Below are 26,138 nucleotides of genomic sequence, written 5' to 3' on the forward strand. Positions count from 1 at the left end.
GCAATCAACGATACGCCAGAATCCGGTGTCAGCCGTGATGCGCGCGATGGCAGGATGTTGCTGTGCCAGGGACAGGACCGGTTGTCAGCCGACGCCGCGTGCTGGCCGGCGGTGCAGCGTTGGCCGGGCTGGGGATCACCGCCGCCGCGTGCGGTACCCGGCCCGGACAGCAGCCCCAACCCGATCCGCTGCTCGAAGAGCTGACGCTGGCACAGCACGACAGCGAACTGGCCGCCGCCGCGGCCAGCGCCGAGCCGCCGGCGGTCGCCGCTGCCTTGAAGCAGGTCGCCGCCGAACGCGCGGAACACGCGAAGGCACTGGCCATCGAGATCGACCGGGTCGCCGGGACGGCCACCAGCACGTCGAGCTCCGCGACCGCAACACCCGGCGGCACTCCGCAAGCGACCCGCGCTCCCGGTCCCCCGCCCGCCCTGCCCGATGTCGTGAAGTCCTTGCGCGCCTCTGCTACCAGCGCACGTCGGCAGGCGTCGACGCTGTCGGGATACCGGGCCGGGCTGTTGGGCTCGATCGCCGCCAGCTGTACCGCGGCCTACACCGTCGGGCTGATGTTAGGAGACAACGCACCGTGACCTCCGCCGAGCCTTCGGGTCCTTCTGAGGGTCACCAGGATCCCTACGACGACGCGTTGTGTGCGGCGCTCGCCACCGAGCACGCCGTCATCTACGGCTACGGCATCGTGTCGGCCCGATGCTCGCCGGAGGTGAACCCGTTGGTGAGCTCGGCGCTCAACGAGCACCGCCGCCGGCGCGATCAGACCATCGACATGCTGGCCGCACGCAAGGTCAGCGCGCCGGTGGCGGCCGCGGGTTACCAGCTGCCCATGGCGGTGAACAACGAAACCGACGCCGGCCGGCTGGCCGTCCGGATGGAAAAGGACACCCAAGTGGCCTGGCGCGCGGTGATCGAGCAGGGCCCGGATCCACAGGACCGGGAATTCGGCGTGACGGCGCTGACCGAGAGCTCGGTGCTGGCGGCGCGATGGAGCCGGGTGATCGGGACGTGGCCGATCACCACGGCGTTCCCCGGCAGCGACTAGCGTATGGCCGTGGTGATCTCAGTGGCCAGCCCGGCGCCGACGGCCAGCTCGCGCGTCTGACCGCTGAACCGGTTGCGCAGCTCCACCACGCCGTCGGCCCAGCCGCGTCCCACCACGACAATCCACGGCACCCCGAGCAGTTCGGCGTCCTTGAACTTCACCCCCGGCGATGCCTGGCGGTCATCGAGCAGCACCTCGATGCCCAACCGGTCCAGGTCGCGCGCCAGGGTGGTCGCCCCGTTGCGCGCTTCGGCGTCCTTGTTGGCGATCACCAGGTGTACGTCGAACGGCGACACGCTGGCGGGCCAGCGCAGGCCCAGCTCGTCGTGGTGTTGTTCGGCGATCACCGCGACCAACCGTGACACCCCGACGCCGTAGGAGCCCATGGTCAGCCGTACCGGTTTGCCGTCCTCGCCGAGCACGTCGACGCTGAACGCGTCGGTGTATTTGCGCCCGAGCTGAAAGATGTGGGCGATCTCGATGCCGCGCGCCGACACCAGCGGGCCGGCGCCGTCCGGTGAGGGGTCGCCGTCGCGGACCTCGGCGGCCTCGATGGTGCCGTCGGCGGTGAAGTCTCGGCCGGCGACCAGGCCGACGACGTGTTTACCGACTTCGTCGGCGCCGGTGATCCAACTGGTGCCGTCCACCACCCGCGGATCGACGAGATATCGAATACCGTTGTCCCGTAATGCTTTCGGGCCAATGTACCCCTTTACCAAAAATGGGTACTTGGCGAAATCGTCGTCGTCGAGCAGCTCGTAGGCGGCCGGCTCGAGCGCGGCGCCCAGCCGTTTGTCGTCGATTTCGCGGTCACCCGGCACCCCGATGCCGAGCAGCTCCCAATCGCCGCCGGGCACGCGGACCTTGAGCATGACGTTCTTGAGGGTGTCGGCGGCGGTGACGGTGCGGCCCAGGTCGGCGCTGTTGGCCCACTGGACCAGGGTCGCGATCGTCGGGGTGTCGCCGGTGTCGTAGACGACTGGCTCGGGCAGCCCGTCGATGGGCCGGCTCTCCGGGCGCGCGGTGACGACCGCTTCGACGTTGGCGGCGTATCCGGACTCTAGGCACCTGACGAAGGTGTCCTCGCCGTTGGGGCTTTCGGCCAGGAATTCCTCGGAGGCAGAGCCGCCCATCGCCCCGGACACCGCTGAGACGATGACATAGCGGACCTGCAGCCGATCGAACATGCGCTGGTAGGCCTCACGGTGCTTGTGGTAGGCGGCCTCGAGCCCGGCGTCGTCGGTGTCGAACGAGTAGGAGTCCTTCATCAAGAACTCGCGCACCCGCAGGATGCCGGCACGGGGCCGTGGCTCGTCGCGGTATTTGTTCTGGATCTGGTAGAGCACCAGCGGAAAGTCCTTGTAGGAGCTGTACTCCCCCTTGACCGTGAGGGTGAACATCTCTTCATGGGTGGGGGCGAGCAGGTAGTCGTTTCGACGACGGTCCTGAAGCCGGAACAGCGCGTCGCCGTACTCGGTCCAACGGTTGGTCGCCTCATACGGCCCGCGCGGCAGCAGCGCGGGAAACAGGATCTCCTGTCCGCCAATGGCATTCATCTCTTCGCGGACCACGCGCTCGATCTTGCGCAGCACGCGAAGCCCGAGGGGCAGCCAGCTGTAGAGCCCGGGGCCGACCGGCCGGATGTAGCCGGCGCGGATGAGCAGCTTGTGGCTGGGGACCTCGGCGTCGGCGGGATCGTCGCGCAGGGTACGCAAGAACAGCTCAGACATCCGGGTGATCACAGCGCGCAAGCCTAACGGTCACGTCGCCGAGGTCGACGCTAGCGTGCTACCCACTCGAGCTTTTCCGCGCTGACGTCGATCTCGGCGCAAATGAGGCCAGCGGCCCGATTTACAGTTCGCCGGTCTCGAATGCGTGCTGGACTTCCTGGGCCTTGGCCACCTGCGCGGCGGTGTAGCCGATGAACAGCGCAATAGCGCCGACGAGAAGTGCGACCCCGGCCACCCACAGCAGGCCATAGGTGTAGCCGTGGTCCAGTGCGTGCAATTGGGCCTTGTTCATGTATTTGACCGGACCACTCGTGCCGCCCAGGTACAGCGTGCGCGACGTGATCACGGCCTGGATGACGGCCAGCACCACCGGCCCGCCCAAGTTCTGCAGCATCAGCGTGATCGCCGACGTGGGCCCGATCCGGTCGAATCCGACACCGGCGATGGCGCACAGCGCCAGCGGCACGATGATCATCCCGATGCCGATGCCGCCCACCACGATCGGCACGACCAGGTTCGGGAAATAGGGGATGCCGCCGTTGAGCGTCGAGCCGTAGAGCATGGCCCCCACCACCAGCGTTCCACCGGCGATGACCACCACGCGCGGCGGGAAATACGACACCGCCTGTGACGACGCACCCATGCCGATGCCCATCGCGATGGCGAATGGGATGAAGCCGATACCGGCCCGCAGCGCGCTGTAACCCATGATGTCCTGGACGTACAGGCCGATCAGCACGGTCAGGGTGAACAACACACCGCCGCCGAGGAAGATCGCCGCGAACGTGGCCAGCCGATTGCGATCGAAGAACAGGTCGAACGGCACGACCGGATTCTCGGCGCTGCGCTCGACAACGGCGAACCCGACGAAAGCGACCAGGCCCACTACGGCCGAACCGATGGTCGTGACCGAAATCCAGCCCTTCTCCGGCCCCATCGAGAAGGCGAAGACCGCAGCGGTACACGTCAACGTGGCCAACACGGCGCCGGCGGCGTCGAGCTTCATCCGCTCCTTGACCGTTTCCCGCAGCGTGGTGCGGGCCAAATAGATCATCACCAGCCCGATCGGCACGTTCACCACAAACGCCAACCGCCACGACACCTCGGTCAGCGCGCCGCCGACGACCAGGCCCATCACCGAGCCGACCCCGGTCATGGCACCGAACACCGCCGTCGCGACGTTGCGCCCGGGCCCCCTCGGGAAGGTGGTCGCGATCAACGCCAAACCGGTGGGCGAGGCGATCGCGGCGGCCACACCTTGCAGCAGCCGCGCGGTGACCAGTGTGGCCTCGTCCCAGGCGATACCACACAGTGCCGAGGCGATCGTGAACAGCGTGACGCCGACGACGAAGGTGCGCTTGCGGCCGATGGTGTCCCCGAGACGGCCGCCGAGCAGCATCAGCCCGCCGAACGTCAACACATAGGCGGTGATCACCCAGCTGCGTCCGGCGTCGGACAGGCCCAGCTCGTTCTGGATCTTCGGAAGCGCGACGATCGCGATGGTCCCGTCCATGGTCGCCATCAACTGCATGCCGCCGATGGCAATGACCGCGGCAATGAAACGGCGCGACGGCAGCCACGCCGGGGAATACCTACTCGTACGGTTCAGGCTCATAGGATCCAATGAAGTCTGCCTGACGGGTTGCGGAACGGCATGTTCCGAACGGTCGGTGGTCCGGTCGAGGACTGCCCGTTGCGCATCGTTGAGGGCCGTCATAAGGAGATACCCTACAGTATTCTTAAACTCTCCTTAAACGTTGAACGCCGCCACCGCACCGATGACGATAATCGCCGGAGGCCGGATACCTTCAGCCCGGATCTTCTCGGGCGCGTCGGCCAGAGTAGCCCGCAACGTCTGCTGGGCCGCCGTGGTTCCGTGCTGAACCACCAGCACCGGAGTTTCCGCTGGTCGGCCGCCTTTCAGCAGCGCTTCGGTGAACAGTTCGATGCGCTCGAGCGCCATCAGCAAAACGATGGTGCCGGTCAGTGCGGCCAGTGCGTCCCAATTCACTAACGATTCGGGGTGTCCGGGCGCGACATGCCCACTGACAACCACGAATTCGTGATTGACGGCGCGATGGGTGACCGGAACACCGACCATCGCGGGCACCGCGATGGCGCTGGTCACACCGGGCACCACGGTCACCGAAATCCCTGCGTCAACGCAGGCCAACACCTCTTCGTAGCCGCGGGCGAACACGAACGGGTCGCCGCCTTTGAGGCGCACCACGAACTGCCCGGCTTTCGCGCGCTCGATCATGACCGCGTTGATGGCGTCCTGGGCCATGGCCCGCCCATAGGGGATCTTCGCGGCATCGATCACCTCGACGTGTGGCGGCAGCTCGGCGAGCAGCTCCGGCGGCGCAAGCCGGTCGGCCACCACCACATCGGCGTGGGCGAGCAGGCGGCGACCGCGCACCGTGATCAGTTCCGGGTCCCCCGGCCCGCCACCGACCAGCGCTACCCCGCCGCGCAGCACGTCGTCAGTTTCGGCGGTGATGACCCCCTGCTGCAGCGCCTCACGGATGGCGGAGCGGATTGCCGCCGAGCGGCGGTGTTCGCCGCCGGCCAGCACACCCACCGAGAGCCCGGCGTACTCGAATGACGCCGGCGTCACCGCGCTGCCCTCGACCGCAATGTCGGCGCGTACGCAGAAAATTCGCCGCCTGTCGGCCTCGGCGACCACTGCGGCGTTGACTTCCGGGTCGTCGGTCGCCGCGATCGCGTACCAGGCTCCGTCCAGGTCGCCGTCGCGATACTCGCGCGACGACAAGGTGATTCGCGGCATTGCTTCCACGGCGCGGGTGGCCGACTTCGCGATGACGTGTACGTCGGCTCCGCTGGCGACGAGCAGTGGAAGCCGGCGTTGAGCGACGTTGCCGCCGCCCACAACGACGACCTTCTTGCCCGCCAGCCGCAAACCGGCGAGGTAGGGGCTCTCCGGTGTCGTCACGGCTGGGCCTCCGCGCGCGGGCTACCCGGCTTGAGCATCGGCACGTGCGGAATGCCGTCCTCCACGAAGTCGTCGCCGTCGCGGACAAAACCGTGTTGGGCGTACATCTGCGCCAGGTACACCTGGGCGTTGATGCGACACGGGTAGTCGCCGACCTCGGCCAACGCCGCCTGCAACAGCCGGGTGGTGTGGCCCTGGCCGCGCGCGCTGCGTTTGGTGCACAACCGGCCGATCCGGAACGCCTTTTCACCGCCGGCGTGCTCTTCCATCAGCCGCAACGTGCAGATCACTTCTCCGTCGGGTTCTTCCAGCCAGAAATGCCGCGTTTCAGCGAGCAGGTCACGGCCGTCCAACTCCGGGTACGGGCAGGCCTGCTCGACGACGAACACCTCCACCCGCAGCTTCAGCAGCGCGTAAAGTGATTGTGCGTCAAGATCTTTGGCCCAAGCACGGCGCAGCGCTACAGTCATCTGCGCCGCTCCTTCTCATCGCTTTGCTCTGCATCGACGCTGGCGCGGCTCATAGCTCTAACACCTTGCTCCCCCATGACCACACCTCTTCGAACAGTTTCGGCTCGCGCGACAACGTAACTCCGAGCGACGGCACCATGTCGGTGAGCCTGGGCAGCCAGGCTTGGTAGCGGTCGGGAAAACAGCGCTCTAGAACTTCTAGCATCGTCGACACCGCAGTCGATGCTCCCGGCGAGGCGCCGAGCAGTCCGGCAATGCTGCCGTCGCCGGAACTGAGCACTGTGGTGTCGAAGTCGAGCACTCCGCACCGGATCACTTGTACCCGTTGACCGGCCGCGATCGTTTCCCAGCCGGAACCGCTTGCGCTGGGGACGAATTGACGTAACGCCTCGACCCTGTCGGGTTGTGACAGCTGTAGTTGGCCGAGCAGATAGTTCACCAATTTGCGTTGACTGACACCGACCCTCAGCAGCGACAGCAGGTTGTCGCGCTTGATCGACCGTCCCAAGTCGGTGAGCCGGCCATGTTTGAGGAATTTGGGCGACCACCCCACGAACGCGCCGAACACCAGCCAGGGCTCGCCGTTGACTATGCGCGCATCGAGGTGCGGTGCGACCATGGCCGGCAAGTCTTGTGCGGGAGAGCCGTACACCTTTGCCCGGTGTGCGGCGACCATTGCGGGGTCACGGCTGCGCATGAACAAACCGCCGACCGGGAAACCGCCGAATCCCTTGGCCTCTTTGATGCCAGATTTCTGCAGCAGCGGCAACGTCTCACCCCCGGCGCCGATGAAGACGAATTTGGCCGTGATTCTTTGTGTTTGCGCGGTGCGGCGGTTGCGAACGGTCAGTGTCCAGTTGCCGTCGTAGCACAGGTTGCGCACCTCATGGCCGAACAGTACCGACGTGCCGTTGCGTACCGCGTAGCCCAACAGCTGTTTGGACAGCACCCCGAAGTCGATATCGGTGCCGTGGCCAGCCCAGCTCAGCGCCACCGGTTGGGAGAAGTCACGCGATAGCGCCATCAACGGTAACCGGCGAGCGAACGCGTCGGTGTCGTCGATGAATTCGGTGCCTGCAAACAGGGGGTTCGCGGCCAGCGCTTGGTGGCGGCGGCGCAGAAAGTCGACCTGTTCGGCACCGTGGGCGAAGCTGACATGGGGAATCGGATTGAGGAAGCTGCGCACATCGGCGAGCATGTCGCTTTCCACGGCGTAGGCCCAGAACTGGCGGCTGACCTGAAATTGCTCGTTGACCCGTACCGCCTTGCTGATGTCGATCGAGCCGTCCGGGCGCTGCGGGGTGTAGTTCATCTCGCACAGCGCCGAGTGCCCGGTGCCGGCGTTGTTCCACGAGCCGCTGCTTTCGGCGGCGGCAGCGTCGAGCCGTTCGATCACGGTGATCGACCAGTCGGGTTCCAGCCGCCGCAGCAACGCGCCGAGCGTGGCGCTCATGATGCCCGCCCCGACCAGCACGACGTCAGTCTTCGTGGTTTTGGTCATTGCTTCCATCGTGACACGCCACGCTTGTGGGGATGCGCTGCGCGATGGGCAGGAGCCGGGCAATGGACCCCGCACGCTTTAAGCTGGCAAACGTGGCTGGCTGGCAACACGATGTCCTGCCCGGGTATTGGCAGCACACCATCGAGTTGGGTTCTGACCCCGACGGCGAGGGCGAGATCGTGGCGACACTTGTCCGTCGCGGCGACGGTGCCCCGGCCCAGCACGCCGTGCTGGCGCTGCACGGCTACACCGATTACTTTTTCAACACTGCGCTGGCCGACCATTTCGCCGACCGCGGCTTTGCCTTCTACGCGCTGGACTTGCGCAAGTGTGGCCGGGCGTGGCGGGACGGTCAAACCCCGCATTTCACCACGGACCTGGCGTGCTACGACGCCGAGCTCAATCGTGCGCTGTCGGTCATCCGCGAGCAAACCGACTCCGCGCGGGTGCTTGTATACGGGCATTCCACCGGCGGGCTCATCGTGTCGCTGTGGCTGGACCGGCTGCGGCGCCGGGGCGACACCGCGCGCGCCGGCATCGGCGGCCTGGTGCTCAACAGTCCGCTGCTGGACTTGCCCGGGCCGGCGGTACTGCGCTGGCCCCCGACGGCCGTGCTGATTGCCGCGATTGCACGAGTCGCCGGACGACGGGTGGCCCGGGCGCCCGGTGAAGGCGGTTACGGCGCCAGCTTGCACCGCGACTACCACGGCGAGTTCGACTACGACCTGCGGTGGAAGCCACTGGGCGGCTTCCCGATTACCTTCGGTTGGCTGCATGCCGTGCTGCGCGGTCACAAACGGCTGCATCGCGGGCTCGACGTCGGAGTGCCCAACTTGATTCTGCGCTCGGACCACAGCGTGCCAGAGACCGCCGACGCGACGGCTCTACAGTGCGGGGACGCGGTTTTGGATGTGGAGCAGATCGCGCGGTGGGCCGGCTGCATCGGCAACCGCACCACGGTGGTACCCATTCAAGACGCCAAACACGATGTGTTCCTGTCGATGCCGCAGCCGCGGCAGCTGGCATACCGCCAGCTGGATAACTGGCTCGACGACTACCTCGGTGCGGCCGAGCCGCTACCGTCGGCGAAGGGATGACCGGCATGGAAAGCTACGACCTCGCCATCATCGGAACCGGCTCGGGCAACAGCATTCTCGACGAACGCTACGCCGGCAAACGAGTCGCGATCTGCGAGCAGGGCGCCTTCGGTGGAACATGCCTCAACGTCGGGTGCATCCCGACCAAGATGTTCGTCTACGCCGCCGAGGTGGCGCAAACGATCCGCGGTGCTGCGCGCTACGGCGTCGACGCACACATCGACGGCGTGCGCTGGGACGACATGGTGTCGCGCATCTTCGGACGTATCGATCCAATTGCCGTCAGCGGCAAGGATTATCGACTCGCCGCGCCCAATATCGACGTCTACGAACGGCACACCCGGTTCGGGCCGACCCAGTCCGACGGTCGCTATCTACTCCGGACCGATGACGGCGAAGAGTTCGCCGCCGATCAGGTCGTGATCGCGGCAGGATCGCGACCCAGGATTCCACCCGCGATCCGCGACTGTGGAATCGAGTACCACACCAGCGACACCATCATGCGCATCGCCGAGCTGCCCGAGCATCTGGTGATCGTCGGCGGCGGTTACGTGGCGGCAGAATTCGCGCACATCTTCTCCGCGCTCGGCGTCCGGGTCACGCTGGTGATCCGAGGCGGGACACTGCTGCGGCAGATGGATGACACGCTGTGCCAACGATTCACCCGCATCGTCTCGTCGAAATGGGAGATGCGAACACAACGCAATGTGATCGGGGCGCACCGCGACGGGTCGCGCACCGTGTTGGAACTCGACGACCGGTCGACGCTGACCGCCGACACCGTGCTGGTGGCCACCGGCCGGATACCTAACGCAGACCTGCTCGACCTCGAGCAGGCCGGTATCGACACCGACGGCACTCGGGTCGCGGTCGACGAATTCCAGCGAACGTCGGCCCGTAACGTGTTCGCACTCGGCGACGTGTCGTCACCGTATGAGCTCAAACACGTAGCCAACCACGAGGCGCGCGTCGTGCAGCACAACCTGTTGTGCGACTGGGACGACACCGCTTCGATGGTGGCCACCGACCACCGATACGTGCCCTCGGCGGTGTTCACCGATCCGCAGCTCGCCAGCGTCGGCCTGACCGAGAATCATGCTGTCGCAATGGGTTTCGATGTGTCTGTGTACGTGCAAGACTACGGCGATGTGGCCTATGGCTGGGCGGCCGAAGACACCACCGGAATCGTGAAGCTGGTCGGCGAATGCGGAACCGGCCGGCTACTGGGGGCCCACATCATGGGTCAGCAGGCGTCGTCGATCATCCAGCCGCTCATTACCGCGATGAGCTTCGGACTGACGGCCCAGCAGATGGCCCGCGGACAGTATTGGATTCACCCGGCATTGCCGGAGGTCGTCGAGAACGCGCTACTCGGGCTGCGCTGACCTGCCCTGGCATTGCGGGCACAGACCGTGCAGGGTCAGACCGGCCCGCTCCGAGAGCGTGAACGAACTGCCCGCGCTCGCATGTTCCAGCGCGGAGCTGAGTTGGTGCGCCGGCACCTCGATGATCGATCCGCAGCGAGTGCACACCGCGTGATGGTGCGGATCGGCGGCCAAGCCGTAAGTGGTCACCCCGCTTTCGAGGGTCAGCGCGTGCAGGACGCCCTGGTCGACGAGCGTGGTCACCGTGCGGTAGATCGTCGCCAGGTCCGGTGGCGGTTCGTCGGCGGGCAGGTACTCATGCAGCCGCTGATCGATCTCGGCGACGGACAGGTGCGTGTTGGCCGACTCGAGCACCGCCAGCACCGCGATCCGCGACGCCATCCGGCGCAGGCCATGCGCGCGCAGCAACTCGCCGATCCGTTCGGTAACGACCGGATCCAAAGCCGATGGCCTGGTCACCGATTAAGTATTACGCAGGTTCTCCGCCATGACTGCCAGACTGACGATCATGATGAGTATCTGCGACGTGCTGCCGGCTGCCGCTGCGCTGCTCGGGGCGCCGGGCGCCGTCGACGCACTTGGGCTGACCGAGCAGCTCGGCGAGGTGCGCCGCGTCGCGGTGCTGCTGGTCGACGGGATGGGTTGGCACCAACTGCCGACGTTAGCCCCCGATGCTCCCTTGCTCGCGTCGGTGCTGGCCGGAAATTTCGGGCGACTGACCGAGCTGACCTGCACATTTCCTTCGACGACCCCCACCAGCCTGGTGTCACTGGGCACCGGGCGCCCACCGGGTGAGCATGGGGTTTTGGGCTTCACCCTCCGGGTGCCCGGCACCGACCGGGTGCTGACCCACATCTTTTGGCGCGACGATCCCCCGCCGGCACGCTGGCAACCGGTCCCCACCTGGTTCGAGCGGCTGGCCCAGGCCGAGATCAGTGCTCGGGCCGTGCTGCCGGCACACTTCATCGGCAGCGGGCTCACCGAGGCGGCGTACCGCGGTGCGCAGTTTCACGCCACGAACCACGGTGAGGATTACGCCGAAAAGCTGGCCGACCAGCTGGCGGCCGAACCCGGATTGGTCTATGGCTACACCGCGGCACTCGACACGGCGGCGCATCTGTGCGGGATCGGCTCACCGGAGTGGCACAGCGCGGCGGCGCGGGTCGATTCGCTGCTGAGCCGGCTGGTGGAAACCTTGCCGAGCGACGCGGCACTGCTGGTCACCGCCGACCACGGCGGGCTGAACGTGCCGGCGACTGACCGCGTCGACATCGACGCCGACCCCCGGCTGGGCGCCGGCGTGCACGTGGTGGCCGGCGAACCTCGGGTGCGCTACCTGCACACCGTCGACGGTGCGGCTCCCGACGTGATCGCCGCCTGGACCGAAGTGCTGACCGGGCGGGCCGAAGTGCGCAGCCGCGACGACGCTGTTGCGGCCGGTGTGTTCGGCCCAGTGCGCCCCGACCACCTGGCGCGCATCGGTGATGTCGTGGTCACCTGCACCGACGACACGGCGGTGCTGGCCACCGATCACGAGCCACCCGAAGTGGCCAAGCTCATCGGGTTTCACGGCGGGGCCACCGCTGCCGAGATGGCGATTCCGCTGATCACCTTCCGGGGCTGAGCCCTACAGCGGGGTTACGTAAGCGGCGCTGATGCCGCCGTCGACCAGAAATGTCGACGCCGTGATGAATGACGCGTCGTCGCTGGCGAGAAACGCCACCGCTGCGGCGACTTCGTGTGCCTCGGCGAAGCGGCCCATCGGCACATGCACCAGCCGGCGCGCAGCCCGCTCAGGATCCTTGGCGAAAAGCTCTTGCAGCAGTGGGGTGTTCACCGGGCCCGGGCACAACGCGTTGACGCGGATGCCCTGCCGGGCGAACTGCACCCCGAGCTCACGCGACATCGCCAACACTCCGCCCTTGGACGCGGTGTAGGAAATCTGCGACGTGGCCGAACCCATCACCGCGACAAAGGAGGCGACGTTGACGATCGAGCCCTGGGCGGCGGGCACCATGTACCGCAGCGCCGCCCGGCAGCACAGATACACCGATTTGAGATTCACGTCTTGCACCCGCTGCCACACCGGCAGTTCGGTGTTTTCGATCAGTTCGTCCTCGGGCGGCGAAATGCCGGCGTTGTTGACCGCGATGTCGACCGACCCGTATGTTGCCGCGGCGGCGTCGAACAGCGCGTTGACCGCGGCTTCGTCCGAAACATCAACGGCCACAAACGTCCCGCCCAACTCGGCCGCGACCGCCTCGCCGGTCCGTTGGTCGATATCGCCGACGACGATCGTGGCGCCTTCGGCGTGCAGCCGCCGAGCCGTGGCCGCACCGATACCGCCGGCGGCACCGGTGACCACGGCAACCCTGCCGGCAAGGCGCTGCGTCAGATCCATGCTCAACGGACCACCCGTGCACCCGCATAGCTGCGCGCGGCGTCCACGATCGCAGTGAACAGCCGCAAGTCATCGAGGTTTTCCTCGGGATGCCATTGCACGGCCAGCACGAAACCGTCGCCCGGCAGCTCGAGCGCCTCAATCACCTCGTCGTCGTCCCACGCGCTGACGATCAGACCGCGCCCGACTTCGGCGATGGCCTGGTGGTGGTAACACTGCACGTCGGCGCGCTCCCCGAGCAGGTCGGCCAGCCGGGTGCCGGGCACCGTGCGCACGCTCAACGTGGTGAACACGGCGTTGCCGGCCCGATGACCAGTGTGCCCGATGACGTCGGGCAGATGCTGATGCAGCGTGCCGCCGAGCGCCACGTTGAGGACCTGGGCGCCGCGGCAGATGCCCAACACCGGAAGCCGCCGGTCGAGTGCCTCGCGCAGCAGCATGAACTCCCACTGGTCGCGTGCGGTGTCGGGCTGATCGGTCTCTGGATGCGGCTGCTGGTCATAGGCAGCCGGGTTGATGTCTTTGCCACCGGTGATCACCAGACCGTCCAGACCGTCGAGCACCCGCCGCGCGATGTCGGCGTCGACCGGCTGCGGCGGCAGCAGGGTGGCAACGCCGCCGGCCAGCGTGATGCCCTGAAAGTAGGCCGCCGGCAAGAAGCTGGCCCTAACGTCCCAGACACCGGTGCGGGCCTGATCCAGATAGGTGGTCATTCCGATGACCGGTGGAAACGGCGAATCGCCGCCCATCGATCCAGACCCGGTCACCAGGTGCTGGCGCGCAGGACGATCTCGGCGGCCAGCTGCGCGTTGGACTCCTGCGCATTGCGCCGCGCAAGCAGCTCGACCACCCGATAGTCGCCGTAGACATAGCGCTGGCTGGCCCGCGCCACTGCCTGGGAAGCCGGTGTGCTCACCAGCGCAGTGGTGTTGATCTCCACCGGCGGGCAGTGGTCGTCGCGGATCACCCCGGTCAGATCGGCTACCCGCGGATGCCCCCGGTCGATCGCCACCAGCCCGGTGAAGCGGTCGAGTCTGGTGGCCGCCAGTTCCCACGCCAGTTCGCCGCCGGCCCGGTCGCCGACCACCACCGACCAACTGATGTCGAGCACGTCGAGGATGCCGATCACCGATTTGGGAGTCAGCCGTTGGTCCTGTGCGATGGCGACGGTCCGCAGCGACGCGGTGTGCAGGCGTTCGCACACCGGTTCGTAGGCGGTAAGGGATCGCTGCGCCGCAGCCAGGAGGACAACGACGGTGCCCTTGTCGGGCCCGGTCACATCAACCTGGACGGGAAAACCGTCGACGGTCGTCATCGTCGTCGAAGGCACTTCCGCAAGCTACAGTGAATTGGCCGCTGTGCGGGCCGTTTCTGCGGAGTCTCTCAGTCAATATTGGCTGAACTTTGTGTGAATTGAGCGCCGTTGGCCGCAGCTGGAAATTAACGACGTAGTTCAAAGCGGTTGGCTGACAGCGGGTTTGACGGTAAGGGTTGGGCGCGGCGGTGGCCCGTCGTCGAGCAGCCGCATGACAGCGCGGATGTCGAGGTGTGCGGCCAGCAGATCGGCCATCAGATCCAGCTGAAGGTCGCGACACGCCGAGACATCAATATCGTCGGCGACCACGAAACCATCGCGTCCCGCAGCGGCCGCCGCGACGCTCAGCCACTGCCTCCGGAATACATCGTTGTCGAATAGGCCGTGCCAGTGGGTGCCGAACACGTGGTCGCGGCGATACCCGTGCGGCGATCCGTCGGCGTCGAACCAGGTCGCCTCGGCGCAACTGCTTACCCGTCCATGATGAATCTCGTAGCCCGTCAGGCCAGACCGCCAGCGGCGCACCACCTTCGGGGCCGCGAATTGGATCTCGGCGGCCAGCAGCCCCAACCCTGGGACGCGCCCCGACCCGGACTCGACCGGGTCGTCGATCCAGCGGCACAGCATCTGGAAGCCGCCGCAGATGCCCAGCACCGGACGGCCCGACGCGGCGTGCGAGGCGATGGACTCGGCTAGTCCACGCTCGCGGAGCCAGCGCAGGTCGGCGACAGTGGCTCGGCTGCCCGGCAAAACAATCACGTCCGCGTCGGCGACATCGGCGGGTTCGCTGACCCAGCGCACCAGCACCCCGGGTTCGCAGGCCAGCGCTTCGACGTCGGTGGAGTTGGAGATTCGCGGCAACCGCACCGCGGCCACCCGTAGCCATTGTCGGCCACGCGGCGGCTGCGGGGTTCCCAGGACCCGGTGGGCCCACACCGAGACAGAGTCTTCAGTGTCCAGCCAGAGCTCGTGCACATACGGCAGCACCCCGTAGGTGGGGCGGCCGGTGAGGTGGGCCAGTTGCCGCAGCCCGGGCGCCAGCAGCGCGGCGTCGCCGCGAAATTTGTTCACGATGAAGCCGGCGATCAGCGCCTGGTCTTGCGGGTCGAGGATCGCGACGGTGCCGAACAGATGCGCCAGCAGCCCGCCGCGGTCGATGTCACCGACCAGGATCACCGGGAGGTTCGCGGCTCGGGCCAGCCCCATGTTGGCGATATCAGTTGCCCGCAGGTTGATCTCGCTGGGTGATCCCGCGCCCTCGCAGATCACCGCGTCGAATTCGGCTCGCAGGCCCGCCAATTCGGCGGCGACAATGTCGATGAGCTCGTTGCGCCGTGACCAGTGGCCGGCCGCGCTGACCGAGCCGGCGACCTGGCCGCGGACCACCAGCTGCGAGCTCTGGTCGCTGCCGGGTTTGAGCAAGACCGGATTGAACCTGGTGCTGGGCTCCAAGCGGGCGGCGCGCGCCTGCATTGCCTGGGCCCGGCCGATCTCGCCGCCCTCGACGGTGACCGCCGAGTTGTTCGACATGTTCTGCGCCTTGAACGGCGCGACGCGGATCCCCTTGCGTACCAGCAGGCGACACAGCCCGGCCACCACCATGGATTTTCCGGCGTCCGAGCTGGTGCCGGCGACCAGCAGCGCCCCGCTCACGCGCGTCGCGCGGACCGCGTCACGGCAGGGTGAGGATTTCGGCGCCGGTGTCGGTGACCACCAGGGTGTGCTCGAATTGCGCCGTCCACTTGCGGTCCTTGGTCACCACTGTCCAGCCGTCGTCCCAGATCTCGTAGTCCAGTGCGCCGAGGTTGATCATCGGCTCGATGGTGAACGTCATCCCCGGCTCGAGGATCGTGGTGACCGAGGGCTGGTCGTAATGCAGCACCACCAGGCCGTTGTGGAACGTGGTTCCGATGCCGTGCCCGGTGAAATCGCGAACCACGTTATAGCCGAATCGGTTTGCGTATGACTCGATCACGCGGCCGACAACCGACAGCGAGCGGCCAGGTTTGACGGCATTGATCGCACGCATCATCGCCTCGCGGGTGCGCTCGACCAGCAGCCGGTGCTCCTCGGCGACATCGCCGGCCAGAAACGTCGCATTGGTGTCGCCGTGCACCCCGTGGATGTAGGCGGTGACGTCGATGTTGACGATGTCGCCGTCCTCGATCACCGTCGAGTCGGGGATGCCGTGGCAGATGACCTCGTTCAGCGACGTGCAGCACGACTTGGGAAACCCCTTGTAGCCCAGCGTCGAAGGATAGGCGCCGTGGTCCACCATGTATTCGTGGGCGATACGGTCCAGCTCGTCGGTGGTCACTCCGGGCGCGACGGCCTTGCCCGCCTCGGCCAGCGCGCCGGCCGCGATCCGGCCCGCCACCCGCATCTTCTCGATGACCTCGGGAGTCTGCACCCAGGGTTCACTGCCCTCGCGCGCGGTCGGTTTGCCGACGTATTCCGGGCGCGGAATCGACTTGGGCACCGGCCGCGTCGGGGACTGCACGCCGGGGCAGAGCGCGGTGCGAACAGGCATCTTGCCAGCTTAACCGGCTACGGCGAAAAGCCGATCATCAGCGGCGGCGCAGCAGTGCGCGGCGGGGACCCTTTATACGTACTGAGCCGCACACCATGCGGCCGGTCAGTACGACGTGGGGCGTGCCCTCGGCCGGTGCGTCCTTGCGACGGTCACTTGCGCTACCGCCATAAACCTCGACGTCGTCGATCGATGCGCTGGCACCGTCGGGCAGCCGGATGTCCACCGAGCCGAACTTAACGTCCAGTTCGATGACGACGACCGGTCCGGCGAAGCGGGCCCGGACAAGGTCCAGTTCCACCGACCCGACGCGGCGCACCAGCGCCAACCGGGTGGGCACTGTCCATTCGCCGTGGCGTTTGAGCGACCCCAGCCAGCCGCGCAGCTCCACCCGGTCGGCCACCGACGTGACGAAAGCACCCGGGCCGGGCAGGTCACCGACCAGACCGTCGAGCTCGCCGCGGGTGCGCGCATAGGACACCCGGGACGAGCGCTGCTCGAACTCGTCGATATCGATCAGGCCAAGTGCGACCGCGTTGTGCAAACGGCGCAGCGTGCCGTTGCGATCGGCATCGGAAACCCGCAGCTCGGCCAGTTCGCCAGGATGGGTCATAGCGGTATCAATCTACCGCCGGCGGTCTGAGTCCCGGCGAGCATCGAGGCAGCCGCGCTGATCCAAAATTGCTGATCACGATTCCTCAGCGCTTCGCCAGAGCACCGAAAAGCCGATGTAAATGCGTGTAAAGGCGGTTGTTGCAAATATTCAACGCATGTTCAGCAACATATTCGACGCGTGTTGTTTTAGCGCGGCTTAGGGAACTGTTCGAGGTCTTTAGGTGGGCCTTAACGGGTGACTCAGAAAAAGCTGAGATATTTTTAGAAAGTTTGTGTTGTACACCCTGTATCGCGGTATATGCTTTCCCCGTCGACGGCTTTTACCTGAGAGAGTTAGGACTCATGTACGAGCCGCGGCAACGGGAGGCAAACCCATACCACATCGAGAGATACCACGATTGGAGGCTCGCACATGAGTCGCAAACAGTCTACGTTACGCAGCGCCGCAGTGGGTGTCGGCGCGGCAGCAGTTGGCGCATTTCTCAGCCTTGGCACCTCCCCCGTAGCCGGCGCCGAGAGCGGCAGCATCGACGACCCCGTCGTCAACCCGTACGCGGACCCTTCTGGGTACGTCAACCTCTATGGGGCATTTGGCGACCAGGGCGTGGCAAACCACGCCGCTGATCTGGCGCTGTTCGCGCAGGACCCGGGTGGTGCGACCGCGTTCGACATCCTGGTGGACCAGTTCCAGGAGAACCAAACTCACCCGCTATCCGACCTGGTGTTTGCGCTGATCCCCACCGCGTTCTACTTCCAGGTTGACCCCGACATCGACGGAACCTTCAGCGATGGCGCATTCCTTGTCCCGGACAGTGCGCTGGGCTACCTGGCTCAGACCCTCGATTTCATGTTGTTGACCCCAACCGGTCTTGGCTTCGTGCTCGACCCGCTGATCGACATCCTGACGGGGCAGCCTCCGTTCTGAGGATTGAGCTGAGCTGCTGGATAGTTTCGGCTATTCAGTTCGCTGGAAAGGCTGGACAATCCACTTCTCCGATGAGGTGGACACTCTGACCGGCGGGGAACGTCCGGCCCCGTAGGTCAGCGTGCCCAGTCGGGCAAGCATGGAAGTTCTCCCGTTCCCGGGTGGGATGCTGGCTCGACAATTTAAGCCGGTCGCCCGGCCGCGAAATGCGGCCGGGCGACCGGTGGTTTTACAGATGTTGAATATATATCGGACCGACGCCAAATATCAGTGTGAGGTTCTCATAACCTCGATATAGCGAAGTTACGGCGCTCAGGCCAAATAGTCGGCGGGCAGTGACTCGATCATGAACTTGGTCATCCGCACCGCATATTCCGAGCTGCCGCCCCCGACGATGAGCGACGCGAATGCCATGTCGCCGCGGTATCCGGCAAACCATGAATGCGATCCGCCGGGAAATTCGGCTTCGCCGGTCTTCCCGAACACCGCGCCACAACCGGCGATGTCGGTGCCGGTGCCATTGGTCACCACCAGCCGCATCATCGGGCGCAGCCCGTCGAGCATCTTGGCGCTGATGGGTGTGGCATTACCGGTGGTGGTCGTGGGCCGTCCCTCGATGAGCTTGGGCACCGGCGTTTTCCCGGCGGCCACCGTCGCCGCGACCATGGCCATGCCGAACGGGCTGGCCAGCACCTTGCCCTGCCCGAAGCCGTCCTCGGTGCGCTCGGCCACGTCCACGGTCGGCGGCACCGCCCCCGTCACCGTCGGCAGACCGTCGATTTCGTAGTCCAGCCCGATGCCATATTGCGCCGCCGCCTGATTGAGCGCCCGCGGCGGCATCCGGCTGGCCAGCTCGGCGAATGTGGTGTTGCACGAACTGGCGAACGCCCGCGACATCGGCACCACGCCCAGATCGAATCCCCCGTAGTTGGGGATGGTGCGATGCCCGATGTCCATTTCCCCGGGGCAGCCCAGCAGGGTGTTCGGAGTGGCCATGTCGCGCTCGATCGCCGCGCCGGCGGTGACCATCTTGAACGTCGACCCCGGTGGATACAGACCGGTCGTGGCGATCGGGCCGCCGAGATCGGCGGCCGCGTTCTGCGCGACGGCCAAAATCTCGCCCGTCGACGGCTTGATTACCACGATCATCGCCTGCCGCGTCTGATTGTCCACTGCACGCTGGGCGGCGTTCTGGACTGCTCGGTCCAAGCTGATCGAGATCGACGGCGCCGGTGAGGGCTCGACTTCGTGCAGCACGGCGACGTCGACGTTGTTCTGGTTGACGCTCACCACCCGCCAACCAGGTTGTCCGTCGAGCTGATCGACGACGGCCTTCTTCACCTCGCTCATCACGGCGGGCGCGAAATGTTCGTCGGTGGGCAACAACTCGGCCTGCGGGGTGATCACCACGCCCGGCAGCTGGCCGAGCGCCGGTGCCACGTTGTTGTTGTCCTCGACGCGCAAGGTGATCAGATCGAGCGGCTTGGCCGACGAACTGGCGCGCTCGGCGAGTAACTGCGGATCATTCAACGTGTCATCGAACGGATGCAGCACATCTACCACCGCGCGTGCGGTGTGAATCAGCTGATTGCCGGCCCGGGTGGCATCGAGTGTGTAGTGGTAGAGGTAGCCGGGCACCAACACGTCGGTGCCGCCGGCGTCGATGACCGAAGCGCGCCGGGGCGGGTCCGCGCGCAGCGCGAACGACTGATGTTCGCCAAGCCGCGGATGCAGCCCGCTGTTGCTCCACCGCACCTGCCATTGCCCGTCGTCGCGAACCATCTTCAGCTGACCGTCGTAGGTCCAGGTCCGGTCCTTCGGTAGATGCCAGGTGTAGCGGTACGCCACGGTGCCGGCATCCTCGGTGTACTTCGCGCCCAGGATCTCGGTGTCCAGATGGGTGGCCTGCAGGCCGGCCCACGCCGCGTTGAGCGCTTCACGCGCTTCGCTGGGGTTGTCACTGAGATCGGCGGCCGCCGCGGTGTCCCCGTTGGACAACGCCGCGAAGAACCGTTCGGCTGCCGGCGCCGGACCATCCGGACGCGGGGTGCATCCCTGCAAAGCGACGACGGTGACGCATGCCGCCGAAAACCCCGCGACCCGTGATATTAAAGTTGCCATTGGGGCTGATGTTACGAACTGCGGCGGCTCCGTCAGCGGAGGCGCACCGAGACTGTCGTTATCGCCGTAATCGCGCCGGCCACGCGGCCGGCCGTGAAGCCCTAGTCCAGCAGGACCGTCGCGAAACTGCCGACCTCTCTGAAGCCCACCCGGGCGTAGGCGGCGCGCGCCACGGTGTTGAAGCTGTTCACGTACAGGCTGGCAATCCGCCCGGTCCCGACGATCACCGCCGCCAGCGTGGCGGTGCCGGTCGTCCCCAGCCCTTGGCCACGCCGATCCGGACGCACCCACACCCCTTGGATTTGCCCGACGGCCGGCGACTGCGAGCCGATCTCGGCCTTGAACACGACCTCGCCGTGCTCGAAGCGTGCCCACGCCCTGCCCTGGGTGATCAGGTTGGCCACCCGGCGGCGATAGCCGCGACCGCCGTCGCCGAGCCGCGGATCGACACCGACTTCGCCGATGAACATGTCCACGGCCGCCACGAGATACGCGTCGATTTCGGTGAGCCGCACCTGGCGCACTTCAGGATCGATCGCGCAGGTCGGCATCGAACTCAGTGCCATCAACGGCTGATGGTCGCGCACATCGCGGGCCGGGCCCCACGCCGTCTCGAGCCGGCGCCACATCGGCATCACCAATTCGGCCCGGCCGACCACCGACGAGCATCGCCGTGAACCGCTCATCGCCTCGTCGGCGAAGGCTTCCAAGTCGGCGAGCCCGCCGCGCAGCGGAATCAGGTTGGGCCCGGCGTAGCACAGCGATTCATCGGCGCCGCGTCGCGTCCACAGCTCACCACCGATCGCGCTGGGCTCGATGCCGTGGTCGGCGACTCGCGCAGCCACCATGCATGACCCGACGGGGTCTTGGTCGAGGACGCGGCGCACGGCCGCGGCATCCCGGACCACCGACACCCGTCGCTCGTCGACTAAGCGATGGATGGGCGGAGCCGACATAGGCAACACTTTCTGCGAGCAGGCGGCCGGACTGGGCCTCCCTCAGCTTACGGTCACAACAGGCGAACCGCTCGCACTTGTTGTCGGGCCCGGCGTGCCGTCCGACCCCATCTCCGAAGCCAATCGCATGGCCTCTTCGATCAGCGTCTCGACGATCTGCGCTTCGGGCACGGTCTTGATGACCTGGCCGCGTACGAAAATCTGGCCCTTGCCGTTGCCCGACGCCACCCCGAGGTCGGCCTCGCGCGCCTCGCCCGGACCGTTGACCACACAGCCCATCACCGCGACGCGCAGCGGCACCTCGAGGCCGTCGAGGCCCGCGGAGACCTCGTTGGCCAGCTTGTAGACATCGACCTGGGCACGCCCGCAGGACGGGCAGGACACGATTTCCAGCGAGCGGGGCCGCAAATTCAGCGATTCCAGGATCTGGTTGCCGACCTTGACCTCTTCGACCGGCGGCGCCGACAGCGACACCCGGATGGTGTCGCCGATGCCTTTGGACAGCAGCGCGCCAAAGGCCACCGCGGACTTGATGGTGCCCTGAAACGCCGGGCCCGCTTCGGTGACACCCAGGTGCAGCGGGTAATCGCACTGGGCGGCCAGCTGCTCGTAGGCAGCGACCATGATCACCGGGTCGTTGTGCTTGACGCTGATCTTGATGTCGGAAAAGCCGTGCTCCTCGAACAGCGACGCCTCCCACAGGGCCGATTCCACCAGTGCCTCCGGTGTGGCCTTGCCGTACTTGGCCATGAACCGTTTGTCCAGTGAACCCGCGTTGACGCCGATGCGGATCGGAACACCGGCCGCCCCTGCGGCTTTGGCGACCTCTTTGACCCGGCCGTCGAACTCCTTGATGTTGCCGGGGTTCACCCGCACCGCCGCGCAGCCCGCGTCGATCGCGGCGAAGATGTACTTGGGCTGGAAGTGGATGTCGGCGATCACCGGAATCTGGCTGTGCTTAGCGATTTCCGAGAGCGCGTCGGCGTCCTCTTGGCGCGGGCAGGCCACCCGGACGATGTCGCAACCGGCGGTGGTCAGCTCGGCGATCTGTTGCAGCGTGCTGTTGACGTCGTGGGTTTTGGTGGTGGTCATGGACTGCACGGCGATCGGATGATCGCTACCGATGCCGACGTTGCCCACCATCAACTGGCGGGTCTTGCGCCGCGGCGCCAACGTGGGCGCCGGTGGTTCCGGCATGCCCAAGCCGATAGTCATGAATCTCCTACTGGAACAACCTGATCGGGTTGACCAGGTCGGCGGTTACGGTCAGCAGCATGTACCCGACCACGACGACCAATACGACGTAGGTGGCCGGCATCAGCTTGAGGTAGTTCACCGGCGCGGCGGGCAGGACGCCGCGCGCCGAACGGATCGTGTTGCGGATCTTCTCGAACACCGCGATGGCGATGTGCCCGCCGTCGAACGGCAGCAGCGGCACCAGGTTGATGGCGCCCAGCACGAAGTTCAGCTGGGCCAAGAAGAACCAGAACGCCACCCACAGCCCGTGGTCGACGGTGTCGCCGCCGATAATCGATGCTCCGACCACGCTGATCGGGGTTTCCGGATCGCGCTCCCCGCCGCTGATCGAATGCACCAGCGCTCCGACCTTGGTCGGAATCTTGGCCAGCGCCTTACCCAGTTCCACCGACAGGTCTCCGGTGAACACGAAGGTGGCGGGGATCGCGCTGACCGGGTTGTAGTGCGTCGGCCCCGGTTGGGCGGCGCTCACACCGATGGCCCCGACGGTGCTGGACCGGTCGCCGTCGGTGAACCGCTGGGTTTGGGTGACGTCGACCATGACGGTGAACTTGGAGCCGTCGCGCTCGATGACGAACGGCGTTGGCCCGTTGAGCTTTTGCACCGCGGCCACCAAGTCGGTAAAGCTGTCCACGTCGGTGGCGCCGACTTTGCTGATCACATCGCCGGACTTGATGCCGGCCAGCGCCGCGGGCCCGGCTCCGGTGCACTTGCCCAGTTCACCTTTGGCGATCTCCGGTGCCACACATGCGGTTTGGCCGACGACCGCGCGGGTGTCCGGGCGCAGGTCGGGCAGTCCCCACGCCACCGCGATGCCGTAGATCAGTATCAGCCCGATCAGGAAGTTCATACCCGGCCCGGCCAGCAACACCGCGCTGCGCTTCCACGTCTTTTGCTTGAACATGGCGCGCTCACGCTCGTCGGGCTGCAACTCCTCGACGGCAGTCATTCCGGCGATGTCACAAAAGCCGCCCGCGGGCACGGCCTTCAGTCCGTATTCGGTTTCGCCGCGCCGCGTCGACCACAGCGTCGGCCCGAAGCCGACGAAGTAACGCCGCACCTTCATACCGGTGGCGCGCGCGACCCACATGTGGCCGCATTCATGCAAGGCGACCGAGATGAGGATGGCCAACGCGAACAGCACGATGCCGATTACGAACATCATCGGGTGCCAATGACCTCCTGTGTGACGATCCGCTTCGCCCGGTCGCGGGCCCAGGACTGCGCGTCGAGTACGTCATCCACGGTAGCGGGTGAAACCGCCCACTGGTCGGCGGCGCTCAGCACCTCGGCGATGGTGCGCACGATGGCCGGGAATTTGATCCGGCCGGCGAGAAACGCCTCGGCTGCTTCTTCGTTGGCGGCGTTGTAGACGGCGGTCATGCAGCCGCCGGTCTGGCCGGCCCGCCGGGCGAGCTCGACCGCCGGGAAAACGGTTTCGTCGAGCGGCTCGAATTCCCAGCTCGAGGCGGTGGAGAAATCGCAGGCCGCGGCGACGCCGGGAACCCGGGCCGGCCAGCCCAGCGCCAGCGCGATCGGCAGCTTCATGTCCGGCGGACTGGCCTGCGCGATCGTCGAGCCATCGGTGAAGGTGACCATCGAGTGCACGATCGACTGCGGATGGACCACGACCTCGATGCGCTCGTAGGGAATGCCGAACAGCAGATGGGTCTCGATGAGCTCGAGCCCCTTGTTGACCAGCGACGCCGAGTTCAGGGTGTTCATCGGCCCCATCGACCAGGTCGGATGCGCGCCGGCCTGTTCGGGGGTGACGTGCTCGAGTTCGGCGGCCGACCAGCCGCGGAACGGCCCGCCGGATGCGGTGAGCACCGCCCTGGCGACCTCGTCGGGGGTACCGCCGCGCAGGCACTGCGCCAGCGCGGAGTGCTCGGAGTCGACCGGCACGATCTGGCCCGGTCGCGCCGCCTGCAGCACCAGCGGGCCGCCGGCGACCAGCGACTCCTTGTTGGCCAGCGCCAGTCGCGCCCCGGAGGCCAGCGCCGCCATCGTCGGACGCAGCCCCAGCGCACCCACCAGGGCGTTCAGCACGACGTCGGCCTCGGTCTCTTCCACCAGCCGGGTGACGGCGTCGGGGCCGCTGTAGCTGACCTCGCCGACCGTCTTCGCGGCGTTTTCGTCGGCGACCGCGATGTTGGTCACCCCGGTTTGCGCGCGCTGGCGGGCCAACAGGTCGGGATTCGCCCCGCCGGCCGCCAGTCCGACCAGCTCAAACCGATCGGGATTGGCGGCGATCACCTCCAACGCCTGGGTGCCGATCGAGCCGGTGCTGCCGAGCACCAGGACGCGGCGCCGCCGGTCGAGTGTGAAGCTAGCTTCACTTTCGGCGCCGAACGTGCGGCCAGCCTCACGTTCGGCGTGGCCGTCAACCGGGCTGCTCACCCATTCATTGTGCCGTGTTGGCGATCGTTGGCGTATGCCAGAATGTCGGGGCATCAGCTTTTCGAACGTGAGGAGTCAACGTGGCCGGTACTGAGGTGGAGCGCGCCGACAGAGTCGACGTTGCCGAGGTGCCTTCCGCGAAATGGGGTTGGAGCAGGATCAACCACCGAACCTGGCGCTTGACCGGACTTTTCATCGTCGCGTTCTTGCTGCTGATGCTGCGCGGCAACCACGTCGGGCATATCGAGGACGTGTTTTTGATCTGCTTCGCGGCGCTGTCGCTGTTCTTTGTGGTGCGCGACTGGTGGGGCCGCCGCCGCGGCTGGATCAGGTAATTGCGCCTTCGGCGGCGAGCTGGCCGCACGCGGCCGCGATCTCTCGGCCGCGGGTGTCACGCACCGTGCAGGACACGCCTTTGGTGCGGACGCGACGAATGAACTCCCGCTCCACCGGCTTGGGGCTGGCGTCCCAATCGCTGCCAGGCGTGGGGTTCAGTGGAATGACGTTCACGTGGGCCAGCGGGCCCAGCACCCGATGCAGCAGCTTGCCCAGCAGATCCGCCCGCCACGGCTGGTCGTTCACGTCGCGGATCAGCGCATACTCGATCGACACTCGCCGACCGGTGACGTCGGCGTAATAGCGGGCCGCGTCGAGTGCTTCGGCGATCTTCCACCGGTGGTTAACCGGCACCAGCGTGTCCCGCAGCTCGTCGTCGGGTGCGTGCAGCGACAGCGCCAGCGTCACGCCGAGCCGTTCGTCGGCCAGCTTGCGGATGGCTGGGGCCAGCCCCACCGTCGACACCGTCACCGACCGCGCCGAGATTCCGAACCCCCCGGTGATGCCACGGACCGCGGCGACCACCCGCGAGTAGTTGGCCAGCGGCTCGCCCATGCCCATGAAGACGACGTTGGACAGCCGCTGACAAGACGGGCCGAAGTCGTCGCGCAGCGCGGTGGCCGCGGCGCGCACCTGCTCTAAGATCTCGGCGGCCGACAGGTTGCGGGCCAGCCCGCCTTGCCCCGTCGCGCAGAACGGACACGCCATGCCGCACCCGGCCTGCGACGAAATGCACACCGTATTGCGCTGTGGGTAGCGCATCAGCACCGACTCGAAGGTGGTGCCATCGAGCGCCCGCCACAACGTTTTACGGGTCTGGCCCTCGTCGCAGGCGATGTCTCGGGTGGCGGTCAGCAGGTTGGGAAACAACGCTTCGGCGACGCGGTCACGGTCCGCGGCCGGCAGGTCGGTCATCTGCCGCGGATCGGCGATCAGCCGGCCGTAATACTGATGCGCGAGTTGTCTGGCACGAAACCGCGGCAACCCCAGCTCGGCGACGGCGGCCGCACGGCCCGCCTCGTCGAGGTCGGCGAAATGCCGCGGCGGCAATGCCAGTCCCGGTGCCTCGAACACAGGTTGGCGCGCCAT

Annotated in this window: 25 protein-coding genes; 7 read left to right on the top strand and 18 right to left on the bottom strand. The window is 66.6% G+C overall.

Going from position 1 to position 26,138, the window contains the following annotated elements; translation table 11 throughout:
- Positions 1-62: 62 nt before the first annotated feature.
- Positions 63-590, top strand: a complete 528-nt coding sequence (locus MSP7336_RS20595; protein WP_113964464.1) for a hypothetical protein — start codon at positions 63-65, stop codon at positions 588-590.
- Entirely contained in the window at positions 587-1,057 is a 471-nt protein-coding gene (locus MSP7336_RS20600; protein ID WP_069398136.1) for a ferritin-like domain-containing protein, read from the top strand. Before MSP7336_RS20595 ends, MSP7336_RS20600 begins: the two co-directional genes overlap by 4 nt.
- Here the strand turns inward: MSP7336_RS20600 and MSP7336_RS20605 are convergent.
- The 5 genes from MSP7336_RS20605 to mqo form a co-directional block, all read right to left on the bottom strand.
- Positions 1,054-2,799 (bottom strand): proline--tRNA ligase, encoded by a 1,746-nt coding sequence (locus MSP7336_RS20605; protein ID WP_113964465.1) that lies wholly within the window; start codon positions 2,797-2,799, stop codon positions 1,054-1,056. The two genes, MSP7336_RS20600 and MSP7336_RS20605, sit on opposite strands and share 4 nt — an antisense overlap.
- A gap of 109 nt (positions 2,800-2,908) precedes the next feature.
- Positions 2,909-4,402, bottom strand: a complete 1,494-nt coding sequence (locus MSP7336_RS20610) for an MFS transporter (RefSeq protein ID WP_372507697.1) — start codon at positions 4,400-4,402, stop codon at positions 2,909-2,911.
- 135 nt (positions 4,403-4,537) lie between these two features.
- Positions 4,538-5,740, bottom strand: a complete 1,203-nt coding sequence (cobA, locus tag MSP7336_RS20615) for a uroporphyrinogen-III C-methyltransferase (RefSeq protein WP_113964466.1) — start codon at positions 5,738-5,740, stop codon at positions 4,538-4,540.
- Complete coding sequence (locus tag MSP7336_RS20620; protein ID WP_069398140.1) at positions 5,737-6,210, bottom strand: GNAT family N-acetyltransferase; 474 nt, start codon at positions 6,208-6,210, stop codon at positions 5,737-5,739. The genes cobA and MSP7336_RS20620 overlap by 4 nt, the downstream gene beginning before the upstream one ends.
- A gap of 49 nt (positions 6,211-6,259) precedes the next feature.
- Entirely contained in the window at positions 6,260-7,711 is a 1,452-nt protein-coding gene (mqo, locus tag MSP7336_RS20625; protein ID WP_069398149.1) for a malate dehydrogenase (quinone), read from the bottom strand.
- A 92-nt stretch (positions 7,712-7,803) separates the two neighbouring features.
- Between mqo and MSP7336_RS20630 the strand changes: the two genes are divergently transcribed.
- Together MSP7336_RS20630 and mtr are read left to right on the top strand one after the other, a co-directional pair.
- Positions 7,804-8,808, top strand: coding sequence for an alpha/beta hydrolase (locus MSP7336_RS20630; protein ID WP_113965149.1), 1,005 nt, complete (start codon positions 7,804-7,806; stop codon positions 8,806-8,808).
- A 5-nt stretch (positions 8,809-8,813) separates the two neighbouring features.
- A complete protein-coding gene (gene mtr / locus MSP7336_RS20635) occupies positions 8,814-10,193 on the top strand; it encodes a mycothione reductase (protein WP_113965152.1) in 1,380 nt (459 codons plus the stop codon).
- Here the strand turns inward: mtr and MSP7336_RS20640 are convergent.
- Positions 10,176-10,652, bottom strand: coding sequence for a Fur family transcriptional regulator (locus MSP7336_RS20640; protein ID WP_069398141.1), 477 nt, complete (start codon positions 10,650-10,652; stop codon positions 10,176-10,178). The genes mtr and MSP7336_RS20640 overlap by 18 nt on opposite strands.
- Before the next feature lie 28 nt (positions 10,653-10,680).
- On the opposite strand from MSP7336_RS20640, the gene MSP7336_RS20645 reads away from it, so the two are divergent.
- On the top strand, positions 10,681-11,817 hold the full coding sequence (locus tag MSP7336_RS20645; RefSeq protein WP_425325756.1) for an alkaline phosphatase family protein: 1,137 nt from the start codon (positions 10,681-10,683) through the stop codon (positions 11,815-11,817).
- A gap of 3 nt (positions 11,818-11,820) precedes the next feature.
- Here the strand turns inward: MSP7336_RS20645 and MSP7336_RS20650 are convergent, their stop codons facing one another.
- The 6 genes from MSP7336_RS20650 to MSP7336_RS20675 form a co-directional block, all read right to left on the bottom strand.
- Complete coding sequence (locus MSP7336_RS20650; protein WP_113964467.1) at positions 11,821-12,594, bottom strand: 3-oxoacyl-ACP reductase; 774 nt, start codon at positions 12,592-12,594, stop codon at positions 11,821-11,823.
- Positions 12,595-12,596: 2 nt separating this feature from the next.
- Positions 12,597-13,343, bottom strand: a complete 747-nt coding sequence (locus tag MSP7336_RS20655) for a gamma-glutamyl-gamma-aminobutyrate hydrolase family protein (protein WP_069398153.1) — start codon at positions 13,341-13,343, stop codon at positions 12,597-12,599.
- Positions 13,344-13,357: 14 nt separating this feature from the next.
- Positions 13,358-13,909 carry an alpha/beta fold hydrolase gene (locus MSP7336_RS20660; RefSeq protein ID WP_069398143.1) on the bottom strand — a complete coding sequence of 184 codons (552 nt, stop codon included), beginning with the start codon at positions 13,907-13,909 and terminating at the stop codon, positions 13,358-13,360.
- 138 nt (positions 13,910-14,047) lie between these two features.
- Positions 14,048-15,562 carry a cobyric acid synthase gene (locus tag MSP7336_RS20665; protein ID WP_113964468.1) on the bottom strand — a complete coding sequence of 505 codons (1,515 nt, stop codon included), beginning with the start codon at positions 15,560-15,562 and terminating at the stop codon, positions 14,048-14,050.
- Positions 15,563-15,581: 19 nt separating this feature from the next.
- The gene (gene map, locus MSP7336_RS20670; protein ID WP_069398145.1) at positions 15,582-16,439 is read right to left on the bottom strand and encodes a type I methionyl aminopeptidase; all 858 of its coding nucleotides are present in this window, start codon (positions 16,437-16,439) and stop codon (positions 15,582-15,584) included.
- Between the two features lie 37 nt (positions 16,440-16,476).
- Positions 16,477-17,052 (bottom strand): DUF1707 SHOCT-like domain-containing protein, encoded by a 576-nt coding sequence (locus MSP7336_RS20675; protein WP_069398146.1) that lies wholly within the window; start codon positions 17,050-17,052, stop codon positions 16,477-16,479.
- A gap of 414 nt (positions 17,053-17,466) precedes the next feature.
- On the opposite strand from MSP7336_RS20675, the gene MSP7336_RS20680 reads away from it, so the two are divergent.
- Positions 17,467-17,979: a hypothetical protein gene (locus tag MSP7336_RS20680; protein ID WP_142706822.1), complete on the top strand. Its 513-nt coding sequence runs from the start codon at positions 17,467-17,469 to the stop codon at positions 17,977-17,979.
- A gap of 312 nt (positions 17,980-18,291) precedes the next feature.
- Here MSP7336_RS20680 and MSP7336_RS20685 read toward each other — a convergent pair whose 3' ends face one another.
- The 5 genes from MSP7336_RS20685 to dxr form a co-directional block, all read right to left on the bottom strand.
- Positions 18,292-20,100, bottom strand: a complete 1,809-nt coding sequence (locus MSP7336_RS20685) for a penicillin-binding transpeptidase domain-containing protein (protein WP_113964470.1) — start codon at positions 20,098-20,100, stop codon at positions 18,292-18,294.
- A 101-nt stretch (positions 20,101-20,201) separates the two neighbouring features.
- Complete coding sequence (locus MSP7336_RS20690; RefSeq protein WP_113964471.1) at positions 20,202-21,056, bottom strand: GNAT family N-acetyltransferase; 855 nt, start codon at positions 21,054-21,056, stop codon at positions 20,202-20,204.
- A 42-nt stretch (positions 21,057-21,098) separates the two neighbouring features.
- Positions 21,099-22,271 (bottom strand): flavodoxin-dependent (E)-4-hydroxy-3-methylbut-2-enyl-diphosphate synthase, encoded by a 1,173-nt coding sequence (ispG, locus tag MSP7336_RS20695; protein ID WP_069397775.1) that lies wholly within the window; start codon positions 22,269-22,271, stop codon positions 21,099-21,101.
- Positions 22,272-22,278: 7 nt separating this feature from the next.
- The gene (locus tag MSP7336_RS20700) at positions 22,279-23,478 is read right to left on the bottom strand and encodes a M50 family metallopeptidase (RefSeq protein ID WP_069397776.1); all 1,200 of its coding nucleotides are present in this window, start codon (positions 23,476-23,478) and stop codon (positions 22,279-22,281) included.
- The gene (gene dxr, locus MSP7336_RS20705; protein ID WP_372507698.1) at positions 23,475-24,713 is read right to left on the bottom strand and encodes a 1-deoxy-D-xylulose-5-phosphate reductoisomerase; all 1,239 of its coding nucleotides are present in this window, start codon (positions 24,711-24,713) and stop codon (positions 23,475-23,477) included. The genes MSP7336_RS20700 and dxr overlap by 4 nt, the downstream gene beginning before the upstream one ends.
- An 80-nt stretch (positions 24,714-24,793) precedes the next feature.
- On the opposite strand from dxr, the gene MSP7336_RS20710 reads away from it, so the two are divergent.
- Positions 24,794-25,048 (top strand): DUF2631 domain-containing protein, encoded by a 255-nt coding sequence (locus tag MSP7336_RS20710; protein ID WP_113964472.1) that lies wholly within the window; start codon positions 24,794-24,796, stop codon positions 25,046-25,048.
- Here MSP7336_RS20710 and rlmN read toward each other — a convergent pair.
- Positions 25,041-26,138 carry a dual-specificity RNA methyltransferase RlmN gene (gene rlmN / locus MSP7336_RS20715; RefSeq protein WP_113964473.1) on the bottom strand — a complete coding sequence of 366 codons (1,098 nt, stop codon included), beginning with the start codon at positions 26,136-26,138 and terminating at the stop codon, positions 25,041-25,043. The two genes, MSP7336_RS20710 and rlmN, sit on opposite strands and share 8 nt — an antisense overlap.

Source organism: Mycobacterium shimoidei, from assembly GCF_900417275.1.
Lineage (GTDB): Bacteria > Actinomycetota > Actinomycetes > Mycobacteriales > Mycobacteriaceae > Mycobacterium > Mycobacterium shimoidei.